The 26,013-nt window shown below is 59.5% G+C and carries 19 protein-coding genes; 5 read left to right on the top strand and 14 right to left on the bottom strand.

The window, feature by feature from the left end; genetic code table 11:
- Positions 1–211: 211 nt before the first annotated feature.
- The 3 genes from RY831_RS12860 to lhpH form a co-directional block, all read right to left on the bottom strand.
- The gene (locus RY831_RS12860) at positions 212–817 is read right to left on the bottom strand and encodes a UbiX family flavin prenyltransferase (RefSeq protein WP_326506753.1); all 606 of its coding nucleotides are present in this window, start codon (positions 815–817) and stop codon (positions 212–214) included.
- Positions 818–945: 128 nt separating this feature from the next.
- Positions 946–1,866 carry a delta(1)-pyrroline-2-carboxylate reductase family protein gene (locus RY831_RS12855; RefSeq protein ID WP_326506752.1) on the bottom strand — a complete coding sequence of 307 codons (921 nt, stop codon included), beginning with the start codon at positions 1,864–1,866 and terminating at the stop codon, positions 946–948.
- A 9-nt stretch (positions 1,867–1,875) separates the two neighbouring features.
- Positions 1,876–2,886, bottom strand: coding sequence for a trans-3-hydroxy-L-proline dehydratase (gene lhpH / locus RY831_RS12850; protein ID WP_326506751.1), 1,011 nt, complete (start codon positions 2,884–2,886; stop codon positions 1,876–1,878).
- Between the two features lie 157 nt (positions 2,887–3,043).
- Here lhpH and RY831_RS12845 point away from each other — a divergent pair, with 157 nt between their 5' ends.
- Both RY831_RS12845 and RY831_RS12840 read left to right on the top strand, forming a co-directional pair.
- Positions 3,044–3,775 (top strand): FadR/GntR family transcriptional regulator, encoded by a 732-nt coding sequence (locus tag RY831_RS12845; protein ID WP_326506750.1) that lies wholly within the window; start codon positions 3,044–3,046, stop codon positions 3,773–3,775.
- Positions 3,776–3,939: 164 nt separating this feature from the next.
- Positions 3,940–4,602, top strand: a complete 663-nt coding sequence (locus RY831_RS12840; RefSeq protein ID WP_326506749.1) for an MlaC/ttg2D family ABC transporter substrate-binding protein — start codon at positions 3,940–3,942, stop codon at positions 4,600–4,602.
- A gap of 99 nt (positions 4,603–4,701) precedes the next feature.
- On the opposite strand, the gene RY831_RS12835 is transcribed toward RY831_RS12840, so the two are convergent.
- The 5 genes from RY831_RS12835 to RY831_RS12815 form a co-directional block, all read right to left on the bottom strand.
- Complete coding sequence (locus tag RY831_RS12835; protein WP_326506748.1) at positions 4,702–6,690, bottom strand: peptidase U32 family protein; 1,989 nt, start codon at positions 6,688–6,690, stop codon at positions 4,702–4,704.
- A 223-nt stretch (positions 6,691–6,913) separates the two neighbouring features.
- Positions 6,914–7,372, bottom strand: a complete 459-nt coding sequence (locus RY831_RS12830) for a hypothetical protein (RefSeq protein ID WP_326506747.1) — start codon at positions 7,370–7,372, stop codon at positions 6,914–6,916.
- 117 nt (positions 7,373–7,489) lie between these two features.
- The gene (locus tag RY831_RS12825; protein WP_326506746.1) at positions 7,490–8,110 is read right to left on the bottom strand and encodes an SAM-dependent methyltransferase; all 621 of its coding nucleotides are present in this window, start codon (positions 8,108–8,110) and stop codon (positions 7,490–7,492) included.
- 4 nt (positions 8,111–8,114) lie between these two features.
- On the bottom strand, positions 8,115–9,551 hold the full coding sequence (locus RY831_RS12820) for an APC family permease (RefSeq protein WP_326506745.1): 1,437 nt from the start codon (positions 9,549–9,551) through the stop codon (positions 8,115–8,117).
- Between the two features lie 307 nt (positions 9,552–9,858).
- Positions 9,859–10,872 carry a DUF6929 family protein gene (locus tag RY831_RS12815; RefSeq protein WP_326506744.1) on the bottom strand — a complete coding sequence of 338 codons (1,014 nt, stop codon included), beginning with the start codon at positions 10,870–10,872 and terminating at the stop codon, positions 9,859–9,861.
- Between the two features lie 953 nt (positions 10,873–11,825).
- Between RY831_RS12815 and RY831_RS12810 the strand changes: the two genes are divergently transcribed.
- The 3 genes from RY831_RS12810 to RY831_RS12800 all read left to right on the top strand — a co-directional run bounded on the left by RY831_RS12810 (position 11,826) and on the right by RY831_RS12800 (position 15,312).
- Positions 11,826–12,872, top strand: coding sequence for a hypothetical protein (locus RY831_RS12810; protein ID WP_326506743.1), 1,047 nt, complete (start codon positions 11,826–11,828; stop codon positions 12,870–12,872).
- Between the two features lie 628 nt (positions 12,873–13,500).
- A complete protein-coding gene (locus RY831_RS12805) occupies positions 13,501–13,911 on the top strand; it encodes a response regulator transcription factor (protein ID WP_326506742.1) in 411 nt (136 codons plus the stop codon).
- Positions 13,912–14,247: 336 nt separating this feature from the next.
- Positions 14,248–15,312 (top strand): VWA domain-containing protein, encoded by a 1,065-nt coding sequence (locus RY831_RS12800; RefSeq protein WP_326506741.1) that lies wholly within the window; start codon positions 14,248–14,250, stop codon positions 15,310–15,312.
- Positions 15,313–15,527: 215 nt separating this feature from the next.
- On the opposite strand, the gene pbpG is transcribed toward RY831_RS12800, so the two are convergent.
- The 6 genes from pbpG to RY831_RS12770 form a co-directional block, all read right to left on the bottom strand.
- Positions 15,528–16,628 carry a D-alanyl-D-alanine endopeptidase gene (gene pbpG / locus RY831_RS12795; RefSeq protein WP_326506740.1) on the bottom strand — a complete coding sequence of 367 codons (1,101 nt, stop codon included), beginning with the start codon at positions 16,626–16,628 and terminating at the stop codon, positions 15,528–15,530.
- Positions 16,629–17,072: 444 nt separating this feature from the next.
- Positions 17,073–17,987: a dihydrodipicolinate synthase family protein gene (locus RY831_RS12790; RefSeq protein ID WP_326506739.1), complete on the bottom strand. Its 915-nt coding sequence runs from the start codon at positions 17,985–17,987 to the stop codon at positions 17,073–17,075.
- A gap of 231 nt (positions 17,988–18,218) precedes the next feature.
- Positions 18,219–21,458 (bottom strand): amidohydrolase family protein, encoded by a 3,240-nt coding sequence (locus RY831_RS12785; protein ID WP_326506738.1) that lies wholly within the window; start codon positions 21,456–21,458, stop codon positions 18,219–18,221.
- A 396-nt stretch (positions 21,459–21,854) separates the two neighbouring features.
- A complete protein-coding gene (locus RY831_RS12780) occupies positions 21,855–22,448 on the bottom strand; it encodes a restriction endonuclease (protein WP_326506737.1) in 594 nt (197 codons plus the stop codon).
- A gap of 326 nt (positions 22,449–22,774) precedes the next feature.
- The gene (locus RY831_RS12775; RefSeq protein ID WP_326506736.1) at positions 22,775–24,466 is read right to left on the bottom strand and encodes a response regulator; all 1,692 of its coding nucleotides are present in this window, start codon (positions 24,464–24,466) and stop codon (positions 22,775–22,777) included.
- Positions 24,450–25,976, bottom strand: coding sequence for an ATPase domain-containing protein (locus tag RY831_RS12770; RefSeq protein ID WP_326506735.1), 1,527 nt, complete (start codon positions 25,974–25,976; stop codon positions 24,450–24,452). Before RY831_RS12770 ends, RY831_RS12775 begins: the two co-directional genes overlap by 17 nt.
- Positions 25,977–26,013 lie beyond the last annotated feature (37 nt).

Genomic DNA, 26,013 nt, shown 5'->3' with positions numbered 1-26,013 from the left:
CTTGCCATGGCTTGGCCATGTCGCGTCGTCACGCCTTGTTCCAGCGACATTCCGCCTCGGCCTCGACTAGGCCGGTCAGGCCGAAAACGCTCTAGCGTGATTCGCACCAAGGCGGAAACACCAAGCCGGAAACCGGGTTGGCCAATCAACGGCCTCAAGCTTGTTCGCAACTGCAGACGCCCGCATGGGCAATGCCGCTTCGATGCCGCATCTACTCCTGCGTTTCCTGCCGTCCCTTCCTCGGATCCCACCGCCTGACACCGCCGGAATCGAATCCGAACAGATCGAGCACGCGCCCCACGGTGTGATCGACCATCTCTTCAAGCGAAGCCGGCTTCGCATAGAAAGCAGGCACCGGCGGATAGACGATCGCACCCGCTTCCGTGACTGCCGCCATGCTGCGGATATGGCCGAGATGCAGGGGCGTCTCCCTGACCATCAGCACCACGCGCCGGCGTTCCTTCAGGTTCACGTCGGCCGCGCGCGACAGCAGGCTGCCGGTGACGCCGGTGGCGATTTCGGAAAGCGTCTTGATCGAGCAGGGAGCAATCACCATGCCGGTGACCTTGAACGAGCCGCTGGAGATGGCGGCGCCGATGTCGTTGTTCGAATAATTGACGTCGGCCAGCGCCCTGACTTCCGGCAGGCTTAAATCGGATTCATGCGCGAGCGTGATCTGCGCCGACCGGCTCATGATCAGGTGCGATTCGACATCGAGCTCGCGCAGCACCTGCAGCATGCGTATGCCGAACACGATGCCGGAGGCGCCGCTGATTCCAACGACCATGCGCGGGCGGGATGGCGCATCAGCACTCATTCGAATTCTCCAATCCTGTCGGGTTTTTCATGTCGCGCCGCGGATGACGGCGTTGGCCGCGTGGTCTGCCCGCATCCGGAGGCAGGGTGCCACGCATCTTACCAGAGGGTTGGCGAAGACCGGTGCGCCTATTCCCCGGCACCAATTGCAACGCGTGCGGCGGCCAGATCCCAAGCCGCCTGTCCCACCGTCTTGAAGACCGTCACATCCGTTGGTCGCGGCGCTTTGCCGGACAGGATGTCTCCGATCGCAACGACGCGCGACCAATCGACGCCGGCCTGGATCAGGTCGCCAGCCTCGTGCATGGCGCCGTTGCGGTCATCGACGACGACCTGCCGCGCATGCAGCAGGTCGGCCGGGAACTCGGCCATGTTGGGCTTGAATGCGCCTACGCCGATCGCAAGCGTATGCGGCGCGAGCTGCGACGGGATGACAGGCCTGGTCGATGTCGTCAGCGCAATGATGACATCGACTGCGGGAACCTCCCGCTGGATCTCCTCGGCTGTCTGTGCCTTCACGCTCAGGTGAGCATGGCGCGCCTCGAGCGTCCTGCAAAACGTTTCGGCGCCTTCCAGCGTACGGCCCGCGACGCGCAATGTCGATACGCCGAAGTACTGCACGAGTGCGTCGGCATGGGCGAGCGCTTGGGTTCCGGTTCCGATGAGAAGGACGGATTCGGGCTTGCGCGGGGCAAGGGTGTCGATACCCAGCAGCGTCATCGCAGCGGTCCTGCGGGCGGTGACGGTCGGTCCGTCAAGCAGTGCCCGCCTGCGTCCCGTGCCGGTGTCGAACACCACGACTTCTCCCTGGATCGCGGGAAGCCGGTGCTGCGCATTCTTGCCATGGACAGTAATGAGTTTCGTGACGCTGAGATCGCTGCCGATTGCGGGCATGCTGAGCAGCACGCTGTCGGGATCGATCGTGACGACCTGCCGCTCAGGCGCATTGATTTTCCCCGATGCCAATTCCCTGGCAGCCACGGCGAGCGCCGGAACGAGCCTGGAATACGGAAGCGCCTCGGCGGTCCGGGCCTGATCGAGTATATGCATGATGTGTGATCAACGAAAGAAGAAGCCTGTGGGGAAGGGATCCGAATCTTCCAGGACCCACTGATTGAAGCCGCTGATGTGTGCGGTGCCGGTGACTTCGGTAATGGCGCCGTCGAACTCGCCGACCTTGACGGCGTCGGTCACGCGGACCTTGAAGCTGCTGCCCACGATGCTGCCGTTGACGTACGTCTGATTCATCGGCAGCTTCCCGCGCAGGTAGAGTTGCGCCGCGCGCCCCGAGGTTCCCGTTCCCGTCGGCGAACGGTCGACCTCGCGGTCGGCGAAGATGCAGGCATTCGATTGATCGACGCCGGCGCGGTTCGGCGCACCGTCGATGATGGTGCCGTACAGCTGGTCGAGTCCGGGCTCCAGCGGATGCCGGATCCTGACCTTGTCCTTGACCGCGGCCTTGGTTTCGGCGCCGAGCTGGATCAGCGATCGCACCAGCTCCGGTCTGATCTCGAGTCCGGCCTGCTCGCCGTTGACATAGTAGTAAAACGCCCCGCCGAACACGATGTCGCCGGTGACGCGGCCAAAGCTTGGCGTGTTGACTTCCAGGTCACGCATGAAGATGAATGCCGGGACATTCCTGAAAGTGACGTCCCCGGCACGGCTGCCATCCCATTCGACGTGGGCTTCGATGAAGCCCGCCGGCGCGTCGAAGCCGATTCGAGTCGTAGGACTTTGCCGCTCCACCAGCCCCATTTCGACCAGCACCTTGCCCAGCGCGATGATGCCGTGGCCGCACATGTCGCTATACCCTTCGTTGTGAATGAAGATCACGCCGAAGTCGGCGCCGGGTGTGGTCGGCGGCAGCAGGTAGGCGCCGTACATGTCGGCATGGCCGCGCGGCTCGTTCATCAGGAACTGGCGCAGATCGTCGCGGTTGGCTTTAAGCCAGGCCCGCTTTTCGAGGATGTTGTTTCCGGGAACAGGCGGCATTCCCGACAACAGGATGCGCAGCGGCTCGCCGCCGGTATGCGCGTCAATCGTCTGGATGGTGCGAAGGAAGTTCAGCATGAGTCATGTTCATTGTAAGTATGCGGAGCGACTGGCCGGGCGTCCAGGACCATTCGCTGATCCGCATGGCGGTCGGATTTGCTTGGGCAAGGATTTACGCCGGTGGCATCTGGTTTTAGTATAACCAGATTGGTATTTTGGATGGACCAAATAAAACATGAATTTTCCGCCCCCCGACAAACTTTCCGCTTCCCTGAAGGCGCCGCAATTGTATGAGCTGGTGGCGGACAGGCTGAAAAGGCTGATTCTCGATGGCACCCATGCCCCGGGCTCGCGTCTTCCCGCCGAGCGCCATCTGGCGTCTTCACTGGGCGTGGGGCGGGCTGCAGTGCGCGAGGCGATCGCGGAACTGGTGAACCAGGGCGTCATTCAGACCCGGCCGAATTCCGGATCATATGTCCTGCAGGAAGCCGTGGAAGTCATTCGGAAGGCAAAAGCGAGCGTCACGCCCGATACCAGTCCCTTGTCCACTCTGGCGGCCAGGCTGTCCATCGAGCCGCTGATCGCGCAGTTCGCCGCTGCGGTCGGGAAACGCGATACCGAAATCGAGCGCCTGCTGGACTTGATGGAATCGGGAAGCGACTTGTCCGATCCCGAGCAGCGGCGGCAATGGAACGAGCACGACCGCCAGTTCCATGAGCGGATTGCATTGATGACCGCCAACCCCGTCATGATTGGGATCGCGAGAGTCATCGCCACCGCGGTGGATGAACCGCTGTGGCGGCAGTTGCGCGATACGGGAATCCATGATCCCGCTCGGGCGCGCCTGTATGTATACGAGCACCGCCTGATATATGAAGCGATTGCGACCGGCAACCAGGAGGCCGCTGGATTCTACGTCAGGCAGCACCTGGAGCGAGTGCGGAAGGACATGCTCGTTCAGGGTTGAACGGGCCGCCATGCCAAAACGACACCGATTGTGCATTCAGACCGAACAGTGAGTTCGCGCTGGGCCGGTTTATCTCTGATTCGCCGCTACCTACAATGTGGTCATGTTCGATGCCCGGCCAACCGCCGGTTTGATCGCAGTCCATTCAGGTAATCGGGGTTGTCGTGAATCAATTAAGAAAAATCATCCTGCCGGCATTTGCAGCCTTCGCATTCACAGGCTTTGTTTCCTCCGCCGGCGCGGCGGATGCGCAGAATGCGGCTGAAGCGCCCCAGGCGCTGGTGCAGCGCGTTACTCAGGAAGTGCTGGAAGTTGCACGCAGCGACAAGGACGTCAAGGCCGGCGACCGCAAACGCATCCATCAGCTGGTCGAATCGAAAATCCTGCCGCATGTCGATTTCCAGCGTACCACCTCGATGGCGGTTGGGCGCCACTGGCGCGAGGCTTCGCCGGCGCAGCAGCAGCAACTGATCAGCGAATTCCGGGCGCTGCTGATGCATACCTATGCCGGCGCGCTTTCGCAGATCGGCAACCAGAAACCCGACTTCAAGCCGCAGCGCAGCCATGCGGACGATTCCGAAGCCGAGGTCCGATTCCAGGTGTCGCAGGGGCGAGGCGGCGATCCTATGCAACTCAGCTACCGCCTGCACAAGTCGGCCGAGGGTTGGAAGGTCTATGACGTCAATCTGCTCGGCGCCTGGCTGATCGAAACCTACAAGGGCAGCTTTGCCGCGGAAATCAGCAAGGGCGGCCTCGACGGATTGATTCGTTCGCTCACGGAAAAGAACCGGAAGCTGTCTGGTGGAGCCGGCACGCCGAAAACTTGAACTGGCTTGAATGTGTCTTGTGTCTCTCGTTAGTTCCGGATGAACTAACTTGCCCCCTGCGGTCCTGCCGCAGGGGGCTTTTTTACATGCCGCCGCCGATCAGGCGCCGGGCCGGCGGCGATGAAAGACCACCGGACTGTAAGGCACGGCCGACGGCGGCGGCGAGTGCAGGATGCCGGGCTTCATCGCGCCCACCACGTGCATTTCGCAGGGCTTGCAATCGAAACGCAGCGTGTAGCGCTCGTTGCCGCTGACCAGCGTCATCGGTTCCGCCTTGACTTGGCCTTGCACGCCTTGCACGCCCTTGGCCTGTTTGGGACAAAGGTTGAACGAGAAGCGCAGGCAGTGCTTGGTGATCATGAGCGACACCTCTCCCGCTTCTTCATGCGCTTCATACGCCGCATCGATCAACTGCACGCCGTGCCTGTGGTAGAAGGCGCGCGCCTTTTCGTTATACACGTTGGCGAGGTAGGAAAGCTGCGTTTCGGGATACGCCGGGCGCGGTTCGGCAGGCGCCTTGCGCGCCGGACGCTGCCAGGCGGCGAGACGCGCGGCTTCATGCCCGGCGATGGCGTCGCGCCGCAGGGCGTTGATGGCGGCCGCCGGCACGAACCACGGCTGCGACAGCGACAGCTCCACCTGCGCCGCCTCGAACATGGTGTTGCCCAGCTTGCCAAGGCTGGCGCGCAATGCTGAGTCGGCCTGCGCCGCCTGCTGCGCGGGCTGCAGCTCGATGGCGGCATCGCTCGCACTCGCGATTCCATCTTCGTCCAGGATCGACAGGCGCAGGCCCCTGCCATTCCCATGCTCATGTTCGGACAGCGTCAGCCGCAGCGCCACCTTGCGCTCGGCCGACTTCTTGTTCAGCGCCGCTTCCCACTGATGATCGCGATTGCGATGGATGACGACGCCTGCCTTCAGGCCGGACAGGGCGGCGAGGCTTTCATTGGGATAGATGCGCCAGCGCTGGCCTCCGGACTCTTCATCCTCGCCCAGTTTCTCCGCACGGTTTGCCAGGATGCCGACCGTGCTGCGCTTGTGCATGTAATTGAGGCCGTCGCCGTTGGCCAGCGGCGCATTGGTCACCAGGTCGAGATGATCGGCGCCGATGCGGCTGACCGTGCCCAGCTCCACGCCCACGTACTTCGGCGAATCGAAGGCGCCGATGTCAGCCTGCCGTCCCTGGGCGAAATAGTCGGTATGGCCGCGATGGAAATTCTTGTCGACGTCGGGAGAAAACAGCAGGCGCGTGCGACCGCTCGATGCGCGCGCCAGTTCGGGCCGGCGCTCCAGCACCTCGTCGAGCAGCAGGCGGTAGTGGCCGGTGATGTTCTTCACGTAGCCCATGTCCTTGTAGCGTCCCTCGATCTTGAAGGAACGGATGCCGGCGTCGATCAGCGCTTCCAGGTTGCGGCTCTGGTCGTTGTCTTTCATCGACAGCAGATGCTTTTCATAGGCCACCACGCCGCCCTGGCCGTCGGTGAGGGTGTAAGGCAGGCGGCAAGCCTGCGAGCAATCGCCGCGGTTGGCGCTGCGGCCCGTGTCAGCGTGAGAGATGTAGCATTGTCCCGAAAACGCCACGCACAGCGCACCGTGGACGAAATACTCGAGCGGCGTATCGACCGCGTCGCGGATCTTGCGAATCTGTTCCAGCGTAAGCTCGCGCGCCAGCACCAGTTGCGAGAAACCGACGGCGCCGAGAAAGCGCGCCTTCTCGATAGTGCGGATATCGCATTGCGTGCTGGCATGAAGCTGGATGGGCGGCAAGTCCATTTCGAGCAGGCCCATGTCCTGCACGATGAGCGCATCGACGCCCGCATCATGGAGTTGCCAGATCTGACGGCGCGCCGTTTCCAGTTCGGCATCGTGCATGATGGTATTCATGGTCACGAAAATGCGGGCGCGGTAACGATGGGCGAATTCGACCAGGCCGGCGATATCCTCGAGTGAATTATTGGCATTGTGGCGTGCGCCGAAAGCAGGACCGCCGATATAGACGGCGTCCGCACCATGCAGGATGGCTTCGCGGCCTATTTCGGCGGTCTTGGCGGGAGACAATAGTTCAAGCTGATGATCGAGGAGCGACATGGGAAATCCAATCGGGCGACGGCGGCGGGAGAAGGCGGAAATTATAGCCAAAGCAGGTCGCTTCGGCGGAGAAGATGCGATCGCGGCAGTTGGCGGAATGCAATCATGCCGGCCGGACCCGGCCGTCGGTTGCTGCACGGTGCGCAATGCAGCAATGAAACAATGGAGCATTGGAGCGGCGAATCGCCGATCCGATGCTCCATCCAATTACTCAATAACGCAATCAACCATAGACGACTTCGTCGAACAGCCCGATTTGCACGATGCAGTCTGCCGCTTCCGTATCGATATCCGAGGCATCGCCGTCCTCGACGGCAACGCTGATGATTTCCCGGATTCCTTCGGGCACTTCGGCATCGCCGCCGACGATGCGTTCGATGGCGTCGGCGACGCCCTGCAGGTCCAGCGTACCGCCCTGCGCCGGATCCTTCGATGCGAGGAAGGTGGCCGAGGTATAGAGCGGCGCATCGCCGTCATCGGCATCGCCGTCGTGTTCGACATAGTCGGTCAAGTCGAAGTCGCGGATGCCTTCGTTGCCGCCTGCCTTGTCGGCCGATTCGCCGCTGGCGTCGGCCCAGTAGGAGCAGCCGCCTTCGACCGCAAGTTCCAGCACATGCGAAAGGAACTCGTCGCTCAATTCATAGGCGGCGCCGTCGATCGTGATGGTTGTCCGTGTTTTCATCTGCTGACTCCGTGGAAAGGGATGCCTGCGCGCGGCCTGGCGAGGCCGGCGCATCAAGTGTTGCGCCGTCGATGCGGCCAGCCTCCCGCTTCAGCCAAGGTCAGCAAGATACCGAACTCAGCTCTTCGTGGAATTGCCCGCCGCCTTGTGCGCCGGTGTGATTGTCCAGTAGTAGAGCGTCTTTCCACCGATGCGTTCCTCTCTTTCGGGCGGCCACTCGGCGCCCATATCAAAGTCGTGGGAAACGACGCGGGTGCCGACCTTCAGCTGCTTCCATAGCATTGGCCGTATCTTGCGGTTGACTTCCGGCAGCAGGTACAGCGTTACCACGGTGGCTTTCGACACGTCGGCCTTGAACAGGTCACCCACCTTGAAGTCCACCTGTTTTTCGACGCCGGCGGTCTTGGCATTGGCCTTGGCTTCCTCGATGCGCACCGGATTGAGATCGATGCCGACGCCGGTGGCGCCGCGTTCCTTCGCCGCGGTAATCACGATGCGGCCGTCGCCGCAGCCGAGATCGTAAAGCACATCGTTCTTTCCGACCTTGGCCATGTCCAGCATGCGTTCGACGATGTTTTCAGGCGTCGGCACGTAGGGAACATCGAGCTTGGGCGTGGTCTGCGCCTGCGCGCCGGCGATGCCGAGCGCCCAGAGCAGCGCGAACAGGAACATGCCGGTGAGGCCGGTCATGCCGCCGCGTGATACAAGTCTTGTACGGGTACGGGGAAACGATTCCATGGCATTACTCCTTGCTGACGTGAGGGGGAACATGGCGGGGCGAAGCATTGGAAGAGTTCGGGTGCAGCACGTGCATCATGCCCAGCAGCACAATGCCGGCAAGCAGGACCGCCACGCCGATCCAGGCGGCATTGAGGCCGCCGAGCTCCTGGCTGTACACATAAGACAGGCTGGACCACAGCATGAAGGCGCTGCTGGCGCAGAAGCACAGCGGCAGCAGCGGATAGAGCGGTACGCGGAAGGGGCGTTCGGTGTGGGGGTCGCGAATGCGCAATACGATCAGGGACAGGCCCGACAGCAGGAAGAACAGCCAGAACACCGGCGCGGTGAATTCCACCATGGCCTTGAAGCCGCTGCCTATCATCGCGCCCAGCGCCAGCAGGCACAGCGCGGCCAACCCCTGCACCAGCATGGCCGTGGCCGGGCTGTCGCGGTGCGCGTCCCAGTTGGCCAGCTTGCCGAGCACCGGCCAGTCGCATGCCAGGGCATAGCTGGTGCGCGCGCCGACGATCATCGTCGCATTGATCGAAGTCACCGACGACACCACGACCAGCAGCGCGATGAAGATCTGCCCGAAGGGGCCGAGGGTGGACTGCATCATGTCGGCCGCCACCGCATTCGAATTGGCCATCCCGCCGATGCCAAGGCTCTTCCAGAGTGCCCAGTTCACCATCACATACAGCAGGGTGATCACCAGGATGGACAGCGAGAGCGCCTTGACCATGTTGCGCCGCGCATCCTTGATCTCGGCGCTGATGTACGCGGCTTCGTTCCAGCCGCCGTAGGTCAGCAGCACGAAGACCATGGCCAGGCCGAATGAAGTTCCCGACGGTGGAGGCGCGGACACGGCCGGCTCTGGTGCGCCTCCGCGTATCGCCAGCGCGGCGATGACAATGACCAGCAGGCCGAGGATTTCCATCACGGTCAGCCAGGTCTGCATGGAAGCGCCGGCACGCAGGCCGAGCAGGTTGATGCTGGTCAGCACCACGACCGCGGCCGCCGCGTAGATGACCGGTCCCCATTGCGCGCCAGCGATTTCGAGAGGCAGCAGGCGGTTCAGATAATCGCCGAATACGAAGGCGAGCAGGGCAATGGAGCCGGTGGTAATGACCGAGAGACGCGCCCAGCCGAACATGAAGGCGACTGAACGCCCATAGGCGCGACTGAGGAAATGATAGTCGCCGCCCGCATGCGAGTACGCGGTCGTCAGTTCGGCATAGCACAGCGCTCCGACCAGCGAAATCACGCCGCCGAATATCCAGGCGGCAAACATCCATTCCGTACTGCCGGTCATGCCGGCCACCATTGAGGGCGATTTGAAGATGCCGGCGCCGACGACGACGCCGACGATCAGGGCGACCGCCTGAGCCAGTCCCAGGGTAGGGCGGGGCAAGGCTGCGGCGGGAGAGGTTGAAACGGGCGCACGTCCACTATCTGGCATGTTGGGGTCCGGTTCCAGCAGGCGGGCCGCAGGAGAAAAGCCTCGTAAAACGAAGCCTCAAAGAGGACAGGCCACTGCCTGCCGTCTTCCCGTGCAACTGTGCCTGGATTGTATTAAAGGCAGCCGATCCGCGAAAAAATACGCATCGCTCGCAGAAAAATCTTATTCGCCGCCGGTTTATTGGGATGCGAGACAAAGCGGTGCAAAAGGTTCGTGACTTACAGGCACCGCATGACATGGATCACGTTATGTGCCTTGTTGAAATCTTTTACCCAGGAAAAAGCTGTTTAATAATCTGCTGGACAAATCAGGATGACAAGATTCTCGATGCAGCCTGAGAGAACGGATAACCATCGATGTCGGCCGACAATAGCAAGGCCGGTTGTTCCGGATCATCCGCGTCCGTGACTAACAAAATATGCACAAGCGAGCCTTGCACGCTTGCCTCGATCCCTTCGACCTTGTGCGGATGAGCAAGAGGCAGAACAGAGTAGAGCGAACCATCCGCCTTGATGATGCCTACTGCGGCACCTACGCATGTTCCATCGTTGTAGCTGTCGCCCGTATTTTCGGCAACCGCGCAGAATGCAAGATCGCCATTCGGCAGGGCGACGGCATCGCTAAAACATAAGGGAACGCCGCGGATGTCGCCGAGAGCATACTCGATAATGCGGAGCTCTATAGCGTCGCTTGCGGATATGGCGCCGGAGGCCATCGCGTGGAAATCCGAAAGGCTCAGCGAAACGCAGGCACTCTTGGGATTGTTGAGGTTCCCGCGCTGAAGTAAGGTCAGGCGATCGCCCTGGAGAGCGGCGCCCTCTATGTTGAGTTCCTTGATGTATGCGCCAAGCCTATCGTATAAGGGGGCAAGATCCACAACCCGTGGTGCGTCATTTACGGCTCCGGCCGCATCGACGGGTAATATCACGGCTCGTTTACGCGCGACGGTCGAGCCGGAACCAACCGCCAGCAGCGCTCCAAACGGCAAATGTTCGGATGCAGGTAGAAAGGCAAGTGCTTCGAAATCCGGTTTTACTGCCTTTCGTTCGTCCTTGGATTCGGGCAATGTCCCCGGTAACACGCGCATCACTCGTCCAGGTGTATCAATGCTTGTGCTGAATATGCCTAGATGATGCTCGTCGTCTGCGATAACGTACAGATTCGACGCAATCCTGACGAGACCGCTTGCGGCGCTCAAATGAAGAGGACGCCCCGGTGCGCTACCGGACAACAACTGCAACGAGCGTACATGTTTAGTTTGAATCATGTAGGTTTTGGCGCCAGTAAAACCGGGAAGTTCTCGCAGAATCCTTGCATGCATTATTCATCCGCGTATGGACGAGGTTCGTATTTGATGGCAGAGAATGGTTGATGTCTCTTCTTAAACGCAATGCCAATGAGTTTAAGAACAATTGAGACAGTATGGAGAAGTAACAGGCATACCAGCCCAAAGAAGGCATAGAAGGCGTACTCGACCGAGTCAGCGATGAATTTCATATCAATCTCTGGTAACGAATGTGAGTGCGGATGTACTGCCAGACGGATGAATAAGCCGGATAAGATACAACTTCAGGTAGCGCCTGATATTTCACGTCGACATTCACGCGGTAAAAGGTTTGCTCGAAGCGGCAGGCCGTCGGCGACCGATGCCGTAACCTGACGAGACGGTGTCGCCAGTGCTGGTCGGACCCATGCACGATACGGGAGAGTGACACGTATCGCATGATGCCCAGGCGGTTGTAATTTGCCGTCAACAGATTTCCAATTCGCTCCACTGGCCTTCGTCAGGTACTGCTGCGCATTCACGTGTCCATCTTCCTCGATTTTCACAGTTTGGCGTCAAGCTGCCTGCCACCTGAGAACGTCATTTTTCCGCGCGCAGCCGCTCCTGTGCAACGGCGTAGCATGATTTCATCGGAAATATGCCGTGTGTCAAATCGAGTCCGGCAGACTTGGCAAACTGTGTAGGGTTCGCCGGGAATCAATCCTATCCCGCAACAGGACGGAAGGTGATGCTCATCGTAACTCACTGGCATTTCCAGACTCCCAAATCTTCGTTGCAAAGGTCATGTCCATGGTGGAAGTGGCGTCCGCCACCGGCGGCACGCTTCCACCTTATCAGTTTCTTTAGGTTACTCCGCCAATCTGAGCCCAATCTTAAATGGCTTGCTTGTTTTGCCGGAGCGTTACCTAAGATTCCTATAAGCATGAATATCTATACTCACCTTCGTGGTCTTGAGAAGCCAACTTGTCTTTCTGCAAAGGGGCTAGCTTATGGTGATGCGTATATGCCTTGCTGCGATCCTTTTCGCTCCGATTCTGTGTTCTGCTGCAGCCGATGATCAGCGTCGACTCATCCTGCCCAGACTAGGTGAAATACGATTGCCGGAGTTACCAGGCGGGGCTTCGGAAAGCCACTGGGATATCGATATATCGGAAGATGGTGCCGGCCTGGGTTTTAAAAACGGGAAGGTTAGATGGGAGGCCCAAGTCGGCAGCACGCTTGACGGACTATCGTCGATTCAGGTTGAACATCTTGAGCAATTAACAGATCGGCTGGGGATGGGAAGCGTTGTGAGCCATGAAGAGGGCGCCACGTCACTATTGCTGAATTCGGTCTATGCTCCTTCTAAAACGATCCGTATCCGTCTTGCAGCGGCCCGGAAAGTGGACGATGCGGTATTGAAGGCAGGCCCTTCCGTTTCACAACATAGCGTCTTGATCGGTGCCAAGAAAAGCTGGCGGCAGGGCACCATAAGCGATGTAGCGATCCGCTTGTATGGGGTACAAGCACGACAGCTGATATCCGCCTTCTCGCACCCGGAAAACAATGCTGCTTACCATGACGGCGATCCCGGCAATTTCACGGCTTACAGCAGACTCCAGGGTGCACGTATTGACTTGGGTATTCGTCCTCATTCCGATGGAACGTTCAGGTTTCAATATGAGTTCAACCAGACGAGCCATGACGGGTTCAGTACGAATATGAACCGGTTCCGATCAAACACCATGCGAGTTGAATACACCCGGGCACTGGAGAATTGTGTTCACTTGACAAGCGAATTGGTAACGTCGGATAACAGCAATACTATTGAAATAACGCTGAGTCGGCAGCACTGGCGCGTGCATGCATCAAGAACAATAGGGAGTGAATCGTCGACAAGCCTGGTCTTTGCCTTCGTACACGCATTGGACGCAAAGGATGCGGCCGCTGTCCGATGCAGGCCGTCAACTTCCGAGCCAGTGTTCGAACCGATACTGGAGGCCCTCGGTAACAATCCCGAGCAGCTTTTATATGATGCTCACTTCCCGACAATGTAATCATGGTGGGAAGGCAAAGATGCGAGCAACGACACGATGTCCTTTGAATAGACGTGGTGTCCATACCTGATGCCGTTAATGGAAGTGGCTCATCCGCCAATTCCTTCGCTGTTGTTGTATTGGATTTCCATCCTTGAGGTGGCAAGCAATCCCTAATGCCCGTCCGGTTGATCTGTCCGGACATTTTTTGAGATTGGCTTGATGACACCACATTGATCTTAAGTTAAGCATGTCGGATTGGCTTGTAAACTTCCATTGTTTCATTCCTGGAATGCGACATTTTCCGGTCGGTGGCCATATCGATGTCATTGCAGTGATCGTGCGCTGAACCTTTCCCCGCATGTCTGAGCAACGGTTAAGCGTAGCCTAAGAATGGTGTTGTAAAGTGATGAACTTCTCGTAGAGTCGTCCATGCACTTGGTCTTGTCTGCGCGCGAATGAGTCCTTAAATCGCAAGCCATGCGGACACATCATCGTGCCAAAGCGCGTATGTACCCCAATTGGCGCCTCTTCGCCGGTTTTTACAGACGTACCGATGCCGACTTTTGTGAATAGAAAGGCCGCGAGCAGTTTTTCAAGGACTTGGCTCGCTGATAGTTCGATGAGCAGCCATGGTTAGGCATCAACAATGAATCATAAAGTTTTGCTCGTTGAAGATGACACAATGATCGGTGAGAACATTGTGATCGGTCTCGAGCTTGAGGATATCTCTGTCGTGTGGATACAGGACGGTCAGCTTGCTTCCGACATGCTTGCCGACACCGACTTCAGCGCCGCCATACTGGATTTCGGGCTTCCCGGCAAAAGCGGCTATGAGCTATTGCAAGAGATACGGGCCCGCAATGACGCCATGCCTATCATGATCATCACCGCGCTTGAAAGCAGCCATGTTCGAGAGCGGTGCCTTAACGCAGGGGCGAATTTCTATCTCAATAAACCGTTTGATCTTGACGAACTTATCGGCAAGCTGAGACTGATGCATTCCATCGGTGTATCGGAAGCCTTTCCCTATGGTGTGATCCGGCGGGTACAGAACTGACCGGCCCTTGAGTGCCGGGCCAAGCCTACACGGATCGTTATAGATATGAAATTTTCATATGGTTGTATTTAATGAAAAATTAAAACCGGGGTTTTGATGTAGTAAAAAGCCATTCGCATGATCGATTGGACTGTCTTCTCAATCCTGCCTGGAACATGCCCAATGCAATTTCCATGACGAATAAACACCAGGCCGCTAGGCGAGTAATAAGGCAAAGAATGCGTTCCGGTTATTGAGGCGCCTCAGGTAAATCACATTTCTTGCTACGACGAGTCAGGAGCAAGTGCATGATAAAGACACCTGATAGCAGGAATATGATCCGAACGAGGCTTTGTGATGGGATACGACGTAAATTTTCTGTGGCCGGAGTTGTTGGCCCTCTTGCTTGTGCCCATCGTATTTGCAGCATGGTACATACGGGCCACGCGTAAAACAACCGACACCTTGCAGCGCTACCCCGGCCTGACCGCATCATTGCCTACGGCAAGCAAGGACCGAGCGTTCCTGCGCCATCTTTCCCCGGCGTTATTCATTGCGGCGCTTACCTTGCTGATTCTTGCTTTCGCACGGCCGGTTGCCACCGTGATGCTCCCGACCTTGCATAACACCATTATTCTGGCCCTGGATGTATCAGGAAGCATGCGGGCCGACGATGTCCAGCCCAACCGGCTTGATGCGGCAAAGGCCGCTGTGAAGGAGTTCGTTGAACTGCAACCGGATAGCACTCGCATAGGGATCGTCAGTTTTGCAACCGCGGCCAGCGTCGTGCAAGCGCCGAGCAGGAACCACACCGATATCTTGAACGCAGTAAATCAATTGCAGCTTCAAGCCGGTACCGCCATTGGCAGCGCGATCCTGATTTCGCTTAATACCATCTTCCCTGACTTGAAGATCGACTTGGGAACTGCGGACTTCGAGCCGAGAGCCCCTGACAAGAACCTGCGGAATCCCGCTGCAAACGATCCTCTGCGGGTAGACCGTTCACAAACCATCGTGCCGCCGGGTTCTTATAAAAACGCCGCTATCGTTTTGTTGTCGGATGGCGAAGCAACGACTGGCCCTGACCCGATTGAAACCTCCCGTATCGCTGCTGAAAGAGGCGTGCGCATCTTTACTGTCGGCATCGGTACTGCCGAGGGACAGGTAGTCTCTTACGGTGGATGGTCGATGAAGGTCGCTCTTAATGAAGACGCCCTGAGGAAGATCGCCAGTAATACCGGCGGCGAATACATGTACGCAGCGACCGGGCAGCAGTTGACGGATGTCTACAAGAGCTTGAGCGCCCGTTTCGCATATGAAGAAAGGGAAACAGAAATCGGCGCGATTCTGGTTGGCGTTGCAGCCGTCTGCGCCCTCGCATCCGCGCTATTGGCCTTGCTTCGATCTCACCGCATCTTCTGATCGGGCTGTTACATATGCCCTGCGCGGGAACGTAACAGGCATGCCATCAATCCCGCGCCCTTTCAACCTCGCCGGGCATCAGTACTGTTTCGATCAGCGAGATATTTTGCATGGGTTCCAGCAGTCGGCTTGTGGCTGTTTTGAGCGATGTCGCCATCGTAATCAAAATAGACGCTGCGCTTGGCGACAAAGGAGCTTCCTGAGCGCCGGCCTCTTCAGTTAACCCCGAGCTCGGTGACGCTTTGAGTTAATGCGGGAAGCTTTACCTTCTCCAGCCAACCACGTACGCGATTGGCATCCGAGGCACGCGAGTACTTTCCCTTGGAATCGAGGAAAACCATAATCACCGAACGGCCCTCTATTATTGCCTTCATCACAAGGCAACGACCTGCTTCGGAAATATAGCCCGTCTTCTGCAAGACGATATCCCAGTCCGAATTCCTGATCAGGCGATTGCTGTTCCAGTACTGCAATTGGCGACCGCCAGGCTCAACGGCATGCTCCGTGGCCGTGGAATATTCCTTGATCAGCGGATGCGCCTCCGCCGCGGATACCAGTCTGGCAAGATCACGTGCGCTCGACACATTTTGGCTGGACAAGCCAGTCGGCTCGACATAGTGTGTATCGGACATTCCAAGTAGCAAGGCATGCACATTCATAGCCTCGACAAAGGCCGGAAGTCCGCCTGGAAAATGTCGGCCAAGCGCGGAGGCCGCGCGGTTCTCCGAACTCATCAGCGCAATATGGAGCATTTCGCGCCGGGTAAGACGCGCTCCGACCGGCAAGCGCGATGAAGTGAACTTGATGCGGTCGACATCCTCGCTGGTCACCGTGAGCACTTCGTCCATGTCCTGTTTCGCCTCCAGGACCACGAGCGCGGTCATCAACTTGGTCAGCGATGCAATCGGCAGCACGGCCTCGGGGTTCTTCGCGAACAGGATTTCTGAAGAGGACTCGTCCATTACAAGCGCGGCATTGGACCTCAGTCCAAGAATGTTTTCCGAGTGGTTCAGCCCGAGCTTGTCTCCCACGCTGATTGGAACTGCCTGGCGCGATACCGAGGATCGGCTCGGAGAGTAAGCAACAAGGCGTTTAGCGCGACCACTCTTGAGTCGAGCAATTTTGGTTCTTGAGCGAACCGATACCTTGGATCTTTTTTTTGCCGCCGGCGCAGAAGCCACCTTGCGTTTGTTGACTTTTTTATAAGCCGATTTTTTCGCCTTTGAATCCGTTGATTTGACCTTGGCCGCAACAGGGTTCAAGGAAAGGCAGATGTTCAATATGAACAATAAGAATAGAGCCGTGACCTTCTTCATTGTCGCCTATGGGTAAATGCGCCTGATAGTGCATAGTGCAGTTTGCAAACTGCAATAATAACCCAGAGAAACAATGATTTATTGCTAGATCTTAACGCTCTTTCGAGTCCTATTCCAAAGTATGAACTTTGTACTTCCTTTTTGCAGATGGTGGTGCAGGATAACCTTCCCGCGTTTGCCAAGGTTCACCGCGTTTTTCCCCTTAATCGGTGAACCTGGCACACAATCAATTGCGGAGTGCACATCTGGAGTTTCAGCAGTGCCTTGCGGCAGCGTTCCAACCTGATCGATGTACATGCTGTGCCGCAAAACAGTTCATGTGCAACATCGATGGCCGCCGGGAAGCAGAAGGGAGCATAGAGCGGTTTATGGATGAAGACAGGAGCACGGTGAAGCGGAAGAACGCGATCCCGCGTTTGGGAATGAGTCGGAATCGGAATTGACTCAGCCGGGCATTTCCCACTTCTTCAGCAATTGGCCGAGGCGCTCCAGGTCCTGCGGCGCGAGCGGCCAGGTGGCCGGCGGACGCGCGGCGCCGCAGTCCTGGCCCATCAGCTGCAGCGCGGCCTTCACCACGCTCACGTTGGAGCCGTTGCGCTCCTGCGCACGCAGCGCCTCGAAGTCGGCCATGCTGCGGATCAGTGCGCGCGCGGCGGCATAGTCGCCGCGGTCGAGCGCGCCGTGGATCTGCATCGAGAGTGCCGGAAATACATTGATCAGGCCCGAGGTGAAGCCGCGTGCGCCGACCGCGTAGAGCGGGGGTGCCCAGGTCTCTGCCAGTCCGCCGACCCAGGCAATGTCGCGGTCGGCGACCCTGTCCATGACTTCGGCCAGCTGCAGCGGCGTGGGCGACGCCCACTTGACGCCAACGACTTCCGGAATCCGGCACAGCTGTTCGATCACGGCATTGCCGACGCTGGCGTCGCGCAGGTACAAGACCAGCGGCAGGCCATCGGACGCCTCGGCGATGCGCCGCAGGTAGGCGGCGATTCCGCTCGGCGCGACGAAGGGATCGGGCAGCTGGTGCACCATCAGCGCGGCGGCGCCAGCCTTGCGCGAAGCCCTGGCAAGCGCGCAGGCTTCGTGCACGCTGCGGCCGACGCCGCCCACCAGCGGAACGCGGCCGTTGATATGCTCGGCCGCCGCATGGACCATGTGCTCGGCTTCCGCGGCGGTAAGGCCGTAGAACTCGCTGGTATTGCCGTTGGCCACCAGGATGTGGACGCCGGCATCGACCGCGCGATCGACGATGGGTTTGAGATTCTGGGGCGCAAGTCGGTCTTGTGCGTCGAAAGGGGTGACCAGGATGCCGGAAATGCCGTCGAGGGCCTGTCTCAGGGAAGTGGGTGTCGGGTTCATGGCGGTTGGATGGAAAAATTCATGTCAAGCCGGATTACCCGGGTCGGAGGCCGGCTTTCAAGATGATGCTGCCTTGTCGCAAGAGTTCCGTCAACCGGAACGCGGCCAGGCTGCCTTCAATTCAATGGGCGGATCGGGGCATGCGCTTTTTGAACCAGCTGCGCGCGGAAGACAGCCGGGCCATGCCGATATCGCGGCATGGCCCGGTTCAATGCGGATCAGCAGCTGACTTCAATGCGCATGCATGCCGTGGCCGCATTCATGATGGTTCTTCGCGCACATGATGCGATAGGCCATCAGCGACTTCTTGCGCGCGGCGATGGCCGCCGGCGTCTTGAAGGGCTCCAGGATCTGTCCCACCGAATAGTTGAAGCCGTTCTTCATCACATACTCGACATTGGCCGCAGTCTTGAGATCGACGAGCGGATTGCCCCTGACCATGACGAGGTCGGCCAGCTTGCCGGCCTCGATGGTGCCGAGGTCCTTGTCGACCATGCTCATCTTCGCCGCATTGATGGTCACCGTCTGCAGCGCCTGGTGATTGTTCAGCACCAGGCCGGCGCCGCGCAGGTTCATGTGCAGCGCGATGCCCGGCGCCACCAGCGGCGAGTCGGTGCCGTAGGCCAGCAGGCCGCCAGCCGCCAGGATCTTGGACGACTGCTCCGCATCCTTCCTGACGGTGGCCACCTGCGCCGCAGTCGGCTGCGCTGTGCCCAGCAGGCCGCTGATGAAGTTGGGCGGCACCAGCAGGCTGAAGCGTTCGCCGGTCAGCAGGGTCGGATCTTCCCCGACCAGCGCCATCGACGAGAACAGCGTGTCGACCAGGCGGAAGTCGGTCTTCGCATGCATGTCCACCGCATCCTGGTAGGTGAAGCCGCCGACCGACTTCGACCAGCCGTAGCCCATGCGCTGGGTCGCCGACAGGTGAGTGGTGCCGCCCAAGCCGGCCGCCGCGCCCGGCGACAGCATGTGGGTACCGGTCGGCACGCCCAGGTCAAGCCCGGCCTGCGCGATGCGCGTCATGATCGGTATCGGCGCGCGCACATAGGACTTCATGTAATCGGTATCCATGGCCTTGGCCTTGGCGATTTCCATATCGGCGATTTCCGGCGTGCGCAGCGTGCGGGCGAAATTGTAGAACAGGCGGTTACCTTCCCACAGCGGCGGCGAAATGAACAGCCGAGGCCCGTTCAGGTTGCCTGCTTCCAGCGCCTCGCGCATCTCGACGCTCTGGTGCAGCGGCCCGGCCACCGACTGGGTGGAGGTGATGCCGTAGGCCAGCATCAGCGCCGCGATCTGTCCGTACTGGCCGCCCTGGTACAGCGTCAGCGGGTGGATGTGCGCATCCCACAGCCCCGGCATGACAGTCAGCGTCGAGGCATCGATGAAGCGTTCGGCCGAGGCCTGCGCGTTGTCCTGGTGCGGACGGATCTCGGTGATGCGGTTGCCGGTGATGACGATGTCGACGTTCTGCCGCAGCTGCGGGCTCACGCCATCCCAGACGGCGCCCGCGTGAACGATGGTGGTTCCCTGGGGCACCGCCTGCCGCCACTGCAGGTTCACCGGCACTTCGGTGGCCGAGCCGCCTCCGGCGGGAATGGTCTTGAGCTTGCCGGCCGACTTGTAGAGGATAGTGGACGAGTCGCCGCTCCATGACGGCAGGTCCGCGACCTCGTCGGTGAGCTTGCGCGCCGCGCCGGCGGGCGAGCCGTCGGCGTTGAGCGGCATCACATGCAGCACCGAGTCCATGATGAAGGCTACGGTTTTGCCGTCCGGCGACAGGGCGGCGGCGCCTTCGTCGCGTTCGGAGATTTGCTGCGGCGGCTGCGCGACAGGATAGAACTTTGCTTCGCGGCTGCCTACGTCGATCACGCGCAGCTTGTTGTAGCCTTCGCGGAAACGGTTGTTGATGCGCTCGTTGTCGACCAGCATGATGCGCGAACCGTCCGGCGTCCAGTACGGCGTGCTCACCTGGGTGCTAATGGAAGGCGCGATGACCTGCGCCGAGCGCGCGGCGATGTTCCACACTTCGAGCTGCCCCGATCCGCTGGTAAAGGCGATGCGGTCGCCGCTGGGCGACATCTTGGGCGTGACCATCGACTTGGCGGCGATCGATGCCAGCCGCGTGCGGCGGCCGGACGCGACTTCGACCTGGTCGACGGCAAGCGCGCCGGCATTGCCTTTTTCGGAGGAGAAATACACGGCGCTGCCGTCCGCCGTCCATTGCGGGCTACCGTCGCGATCCTTGTCGTTGGTGAGACGCACAGGGGCTTCGCCGATGGTCATCACCCAGACATCGTTGAGCGCGACGAAGGCGATGCGCCTGCCGTCGGGCGAGAGCGCCGGCGCGCTGATGCCCATGATCTGCCGCTGCGCGACATCGTCGAAATGGCGGTCCTTGGTCTTTGTAAAGTTGGGGCGCTTGACCGTGATCGAGGCGCTGAACGGCACGTCGCGCATGTTGCCGCCGGCGCTGTCGCGAATGCGGATCTTGCCGTCGGCGGTATAGAGGAAGCGTCCGTCGGGCAGCCAGCGTACCGGGAAGGGAAACAGGTCTTCGCCGCTGGTGACTTCCCTGCCGTCCATGTTCAGCGCCCTGGTCCCGGTCTGGAAAACCAGGCCCTGTCCGTTCGGCATCCATGCCGGGAAGGCTCCCGGTCCAACCAGCGTTGCCGCATCGTTGCCTGAATAGGCAGCGCGGAACACGCGGTTGGTATCGGTGTAGGCGACCTGCGTACCGTCGGGCGAGACCACCGGGTTGCTTTCCGCGCCAGGCCCTTTCGTGATCTGCACCGGCGTGCCGCCGGCAACGGCCACCCGCCAGATTTTGTATTGCCCGTCACCGCTGCGGTCGGAAGCGAACACCAGCGAACTGCCGTCCGGTGTCCATGCCGGCTCGCGATCGTCGAAGAATCCCGTGGTGACTTCCTTCAGGTTCGCGCCGTTGGGTTCGATGGTGTAGAGATGGTAGTTGCCCTGAGGGGTGTAGTTTTGGAATGCGATGAGTTTTCCATCCGGCGACCAGACCGGAGCGGTCGGTTCGATTTCCCATCCGGTGATGCGGGTGGCGCTGCCGCCGGCAGCCGGAATGATCCATAGCGCGCCTTGCGCGGTGAAGGCGATGCGGCTGCCGTCGGGAGAGGGCGAGGCCGCCATGTTGGTGCCTTGCTGGAATTCCACCGTGACTTCGCGGGTCGGGCCGGTCAGGTTGTTCAGCTGCGAAATGACCGGCGCGGCCGGCGCCTGCTGGCTGGTGTCCGTGCTGGACGCCGCCGTCGGCTGATCGCTGTCGCTGCTGCCGCAGGCGCTCAGCAGGCCGGTCATCGCCATTGCCATCGCCACCAGCGAGGCGGACCGCTTGATGTGCGGTGATCCGCAACCGGAGATGGGCGGGACGGCAGATAAAAAATGCCGGGGGGCGTGCGAGGAAGGGAAGGGAACTGCATTCCGACGAAGTTCCTGTGCTTTCATGTGTGTCTCCATGCGAATCTTGAAGGATTGTTTTTGTTCGCTTCTCCTTCAAACCAGTATTGACACGATAAAAGACTTGTAAATCCCCAAGTGGTGCAGGCTTATGAAATCTCAACGACGGCGTGCGGCAGTGTTGACGCCGCAATGCAGCAGGAAAAAAAAAGGTTTGAATTGGAACGGTGGTCAGACCACCAGAGCAGTTGAGCAATGACGGGCGATGCCACGCGTTTCGCTCGCTGGATGCATTGCACAAGATGAATGATTCGGGTGGTTTACGTGGAATATTGAAAGCACGCATCGTTGCCCGGCCTCGCGGCAATGAGGTCGGAATAGCAAGCTCGAAACGAGCGAGGGCGATCCACTGCGGGATCGCAACTCTCGGAGGAGGCCGGCGAATCAGCGGCTGTCGCTTTTCGCCGCACCCGTCGTGGACGAAGCAAGCACGACCAGATCCGCATCCTGCATGAATGCGATCCGGTGCTGCGCCGCAAAGCTTCTTGCGCTGTCGGTAAGTTCGCCGAGCGCCATATACACGGGGCGTGCGGATTCCTTTTCCGCCGCCTTGACAAGTTCCTGCAGCGGCTCTATGCCGGTACGCGCCGCCTTCCAGCGCTTGCAGCCCAGCAGCAGCTTGCCCTGGGGGCCGAGAATTTCGAAGTCGGCGCCGTTGCCAGCATAGCGGCCAATGGTGCAGCCCTTGCTCCGGTAGCTTTGCTCGACCGCGGCGGAAACTTCGCCCCAGCTCATTGCGGCAAGCGTTTGCCGTGCCTGAGCGATACGGGCCGGGCTCGGCGCGCGCAGTTGCTGCCAGGCCGCGATCAGGCCGATGACCAGGAATGGAAATCCGGCCGATGCCCCCAGTGCGGAATACTGGCGCGGCAGCATGGCGCTGACCAGCAGTCCGAGCACGATGGCAAGCACGAAACTGATCCACCACGGCGAACGCAGCAAGATTGCGAACAGCGACCTTTCCGCCATTTTCAGTTTCATGCCCATGCTCCGGCGACGAAGTGAAACAGGAGCGCGGATTTGGATGGGCGGGAAAATCCGGATGGAGCGTGCAGGTCGGAAGGCATCGTGATGAAAATCGGGTGGCGTCGACGTGATTGTACAGAAAAGGAAAGACCTTCCGAAGGGAACTTGTGCAAGCGTATGGGAAAAGGCACCCGGACGCGAGGGGAATGGCCCTGGCCTGCCGCAGCTTGCCTGCAAGTGGAAGCGCTTCCCCTGCAGGCATCGGATTGACTTTCGGTTTGCCTTTTATTTGTACACGCCGCAGCCGATGACCAGGTTGCTGACGCGCTTTTCTTTGGCCGTCAATCGGAATCGGCAAGGGCTGTCGATATGCCTGCCTTGATCAATGCCTGTTGTACCTTGTAAGACAGATCCTGTAGTTGAAAGGGCTTGCGCAGCACCACATCCGGATCGATGACCGCAGTGATGGCCTGCAGATCGGCATATCCTGTCGCAATGATCACCGGCAGGTCCGGATATATTCTGCGCGCATGCCTTACCAGTTCCGCGCCCGTCATGCTGGGCATCAGGAAGTCGGTGATCAACAGATCGGGCTTCATGGATTCAATGCTATCGAGGGCGACCTGCGCGTCCTCCGCATGAGCGACCTGGTAACCCAGGATCTCGAGACTCTCGACCATGAACTGCCGAACACGCGGGTCATCCTCAACGACCATGATGCAGATGCGATTACCTTCGTGCCTGGAATTCACATTGCTTCGCGGTGCCGGATCGACCGTGTCCTCGGGAGCAGCCAGGGGCAGCCATATTTCCACCGTGGTGCCGACACCGACCTCGCTGCGGATTTTTGCGGTGCCGCCAGATTGCTGCGCAATTCCATACACCTGGCTCAAGCCCAGTCCCGTTCCCTTGCCATGCGGCTTTGTCGTAAAAAACGGATCGAAGACCTTGGCAATGATTTCCGGGTTGATTCCTTCCCCCGTGTCGGTTACAGAGATGACCGCGTAATCCCGCCCGGGCACCAAGCCTTCGGTCGCAGGCTTCATGCCGGTGCCTATGATCACCGTTCCGATATCACGCATTGCGTCCTTGGCATTGATCGCCAGATTCAGCACCGCCAGCTCGATCTGATGCGGATCCGCCTTGACGGGCGGCAGACCGGCCGTGGGCATCAATCGCACCTGAATGCCTGAGCCAAGGGAAGAAGCCAGCAGATCCTGGATACCCTCGAGGGCCTTGTTCAGGTCGAAAATCTTCAGGTCGAGCGGTTGTGCGCGGGAAAATGCCAGCAACTGGCCCGTCAGCTTGGCCCCCTGTTCGGCCGCCTTCCGGATCGTATTGGCCATCCGCTTTATGCGCTCGTCGCCGGCGATCAAATCCACAAGGTCCGCGTTGCCCTGGATGATGCTGAGCAGATTGTTGAAGTCATGGGAAATTCCACTCGTCAGATGACCGAGGGCTTCCATTTTCTGCGTCTGCACCAGGGCGATCTGGGCGCGTTCGCGCTCGGCCATTTCCTGCATCAAGCGGTCATTGGCTTGCGCAAGCTCCGCCGTGCGCTCGGCAATGCGGCTCTCGAGGGTGGCATTGAGGCGCATGCGTTCGTGCAAATCGGAACGCGCCTGATACTGTCGCCTGCGCGCGCGCAACGCCGATGCGGCAGCGGTACGAAGGGTTTCGGCATTGATCGGGCGTTCCAGCAGAATGACGTTGCCGAGGGCTTGAATGGTCGTGTTGACGCCCGTGCTCATCTTGCCGTCCGTCGGCGACATCAGGAAGACAAAAGGAAAATCGGACCACGAAGCTTGCTGCGCCAGCTTGCCGGCCAGAGGCTCGAGGTCAACTCCATGCAGGGCTTCTTCCACGATGAGCGCGGCCGCCGCCAAATCGAGTTGCTGCCACAGCGCCGCGTAGTCGGCGCATACGGTGCAACGCGTCCCGGACCGGGTCAGGACCTGCTCAATGACCTGCGCATCCCTTCCCCGCGGAGCCAGGATGAGGATGCGTTCCTCGTCCTTATGCTCCAGTGTCATTGTTTTCGTCCTGCGTAGTCATCATCGGCGTGGCGCCCCGGTATGTCGGCAGGCCTGTCAGCACACCCTCAAAGCCTTCCAGAGGCTCGCCGATTTCAATGCCCTCGGTACCGAAGCGCAATTCATGGATCGTCTGCGCATGGTCGTTGGTGCGGCTTTTTATGACGGTAATGGCACGGCGCATCCGTCCCTTGGCTTCAAAGAAGCGAAGCAGTACGGTAACGTCGCTCAGGTAGCTCAAGTCCACTTCACTGCGCACCTCGCCGATCAGGCCATGCTGCCCGAGGATAAGCACGGTCGTAATCCCCTGCTGATTCAGATAAGCGAGCAATTCGTGCATTTGCAGCATCAAGTATTTCTCGCCGGGCATAGCCTGCAGATACGCGTTGAGGCTGTCGATAACGATAAAGTTCACGCCGACGTTTTCGACAGAATCGCGCAGCATGTGTGCGAACTCGCCTGGCGCGAGCTCGGCCGGGTCGATATGCTTGAAGAGCAGATGGCCGCTTTCAATATACGGACGCACATCCATGCCGAGTGCCGCACTTCGCGTAAGCAGGGTTCCGAGGCCCTCGTCAAACAGGTAGAGCGAAGCACGCTCGCCGCGTTCAAGGGCCGCCAGAATCGTCTGGATGGAAAGCGTGGTTTTACCGATGCCCGACGGGCCGACAAACAATGTGCTTGTGCCGGGGACCAGCCCGCCGCCCAAAAGCTTGTCCAGTCCGGACGAACCCGAAGGGCGCATGAGGGCAGAGAACTTCCGACCGTGTTCGGCGGCAACCAGGCGCGGAAAGACCCTCAAGCCGCCGGTGTCGAGAATGAAGTCGTGAAAGCCGCCGCGAAACTTGATGCCTCGCATCTTTACGACATTCAAGCGCCGACGTTCCTTGCCGAATTCCTGTGCCAGCTGCTCAAGCGTGATCACGCCGTGAGCAATGCTGTGCAGCTGCTGATCGCTTGTCTCCGAGGTCTTGTCATCGAGAAGGATGACAGTGCATTTTCTCGTGGAAAAATAGTTTTTGATTGCAAGAATCTGGCGCCGATAACGCAAGGGATTCTGTGCCAGCAGGCGCATTTCAGACAGGCTGTCGAACACGACACGCGCCGGGCTGACGCGGTCGACCTCGTTCATGATGCTTCTGGTGGTTTCTCCCAGTTCCACTTCCGACGGATGCAGGATCGATTGTTCGGAATCCGGGTCGAGACCCGCGTCATTGACAAGCTGAAACAGGGACAGGTCTTCTATGGACCAGCCATGGCTGTCAGCGATCTCCTGCAGCTCTTCGGCGGTTTCGGACAAGGTGATATACAAGCCTTTTTCGCCCTGTCGGATACCCTTCATCAGGAACTGGAGGGCAAGCGTCGTCTTGCCCGCGCCGGGAGAGCCTTCCACCAGATACACGCGATTCTGCGACAGTCCGCCGCCCAGGATGTCGTCGAGTCCTGGCACGCCGGTACCAATACGCGGTGAAGTCTTTACAGCTTTTTCGGAAAAACTTCCGTTACCCATGAGCGGCCTATAGTTGTGCAACGGGAATCGATCGATC

Origin of the sequence: Noviherbaspirillum album (genome assembly GCF_035916955.1) — a bacterium.
GTDB lineage: Bacteria > Pseudomonadota > Gammaproteobacteria > Burkholderiales > Burkholderiaceae_D > Noviherbaspirillum > Noviherbaspirillum album.
This window is presented reverse-complemented; position numbering and strand designations above follow the sequence as displayed.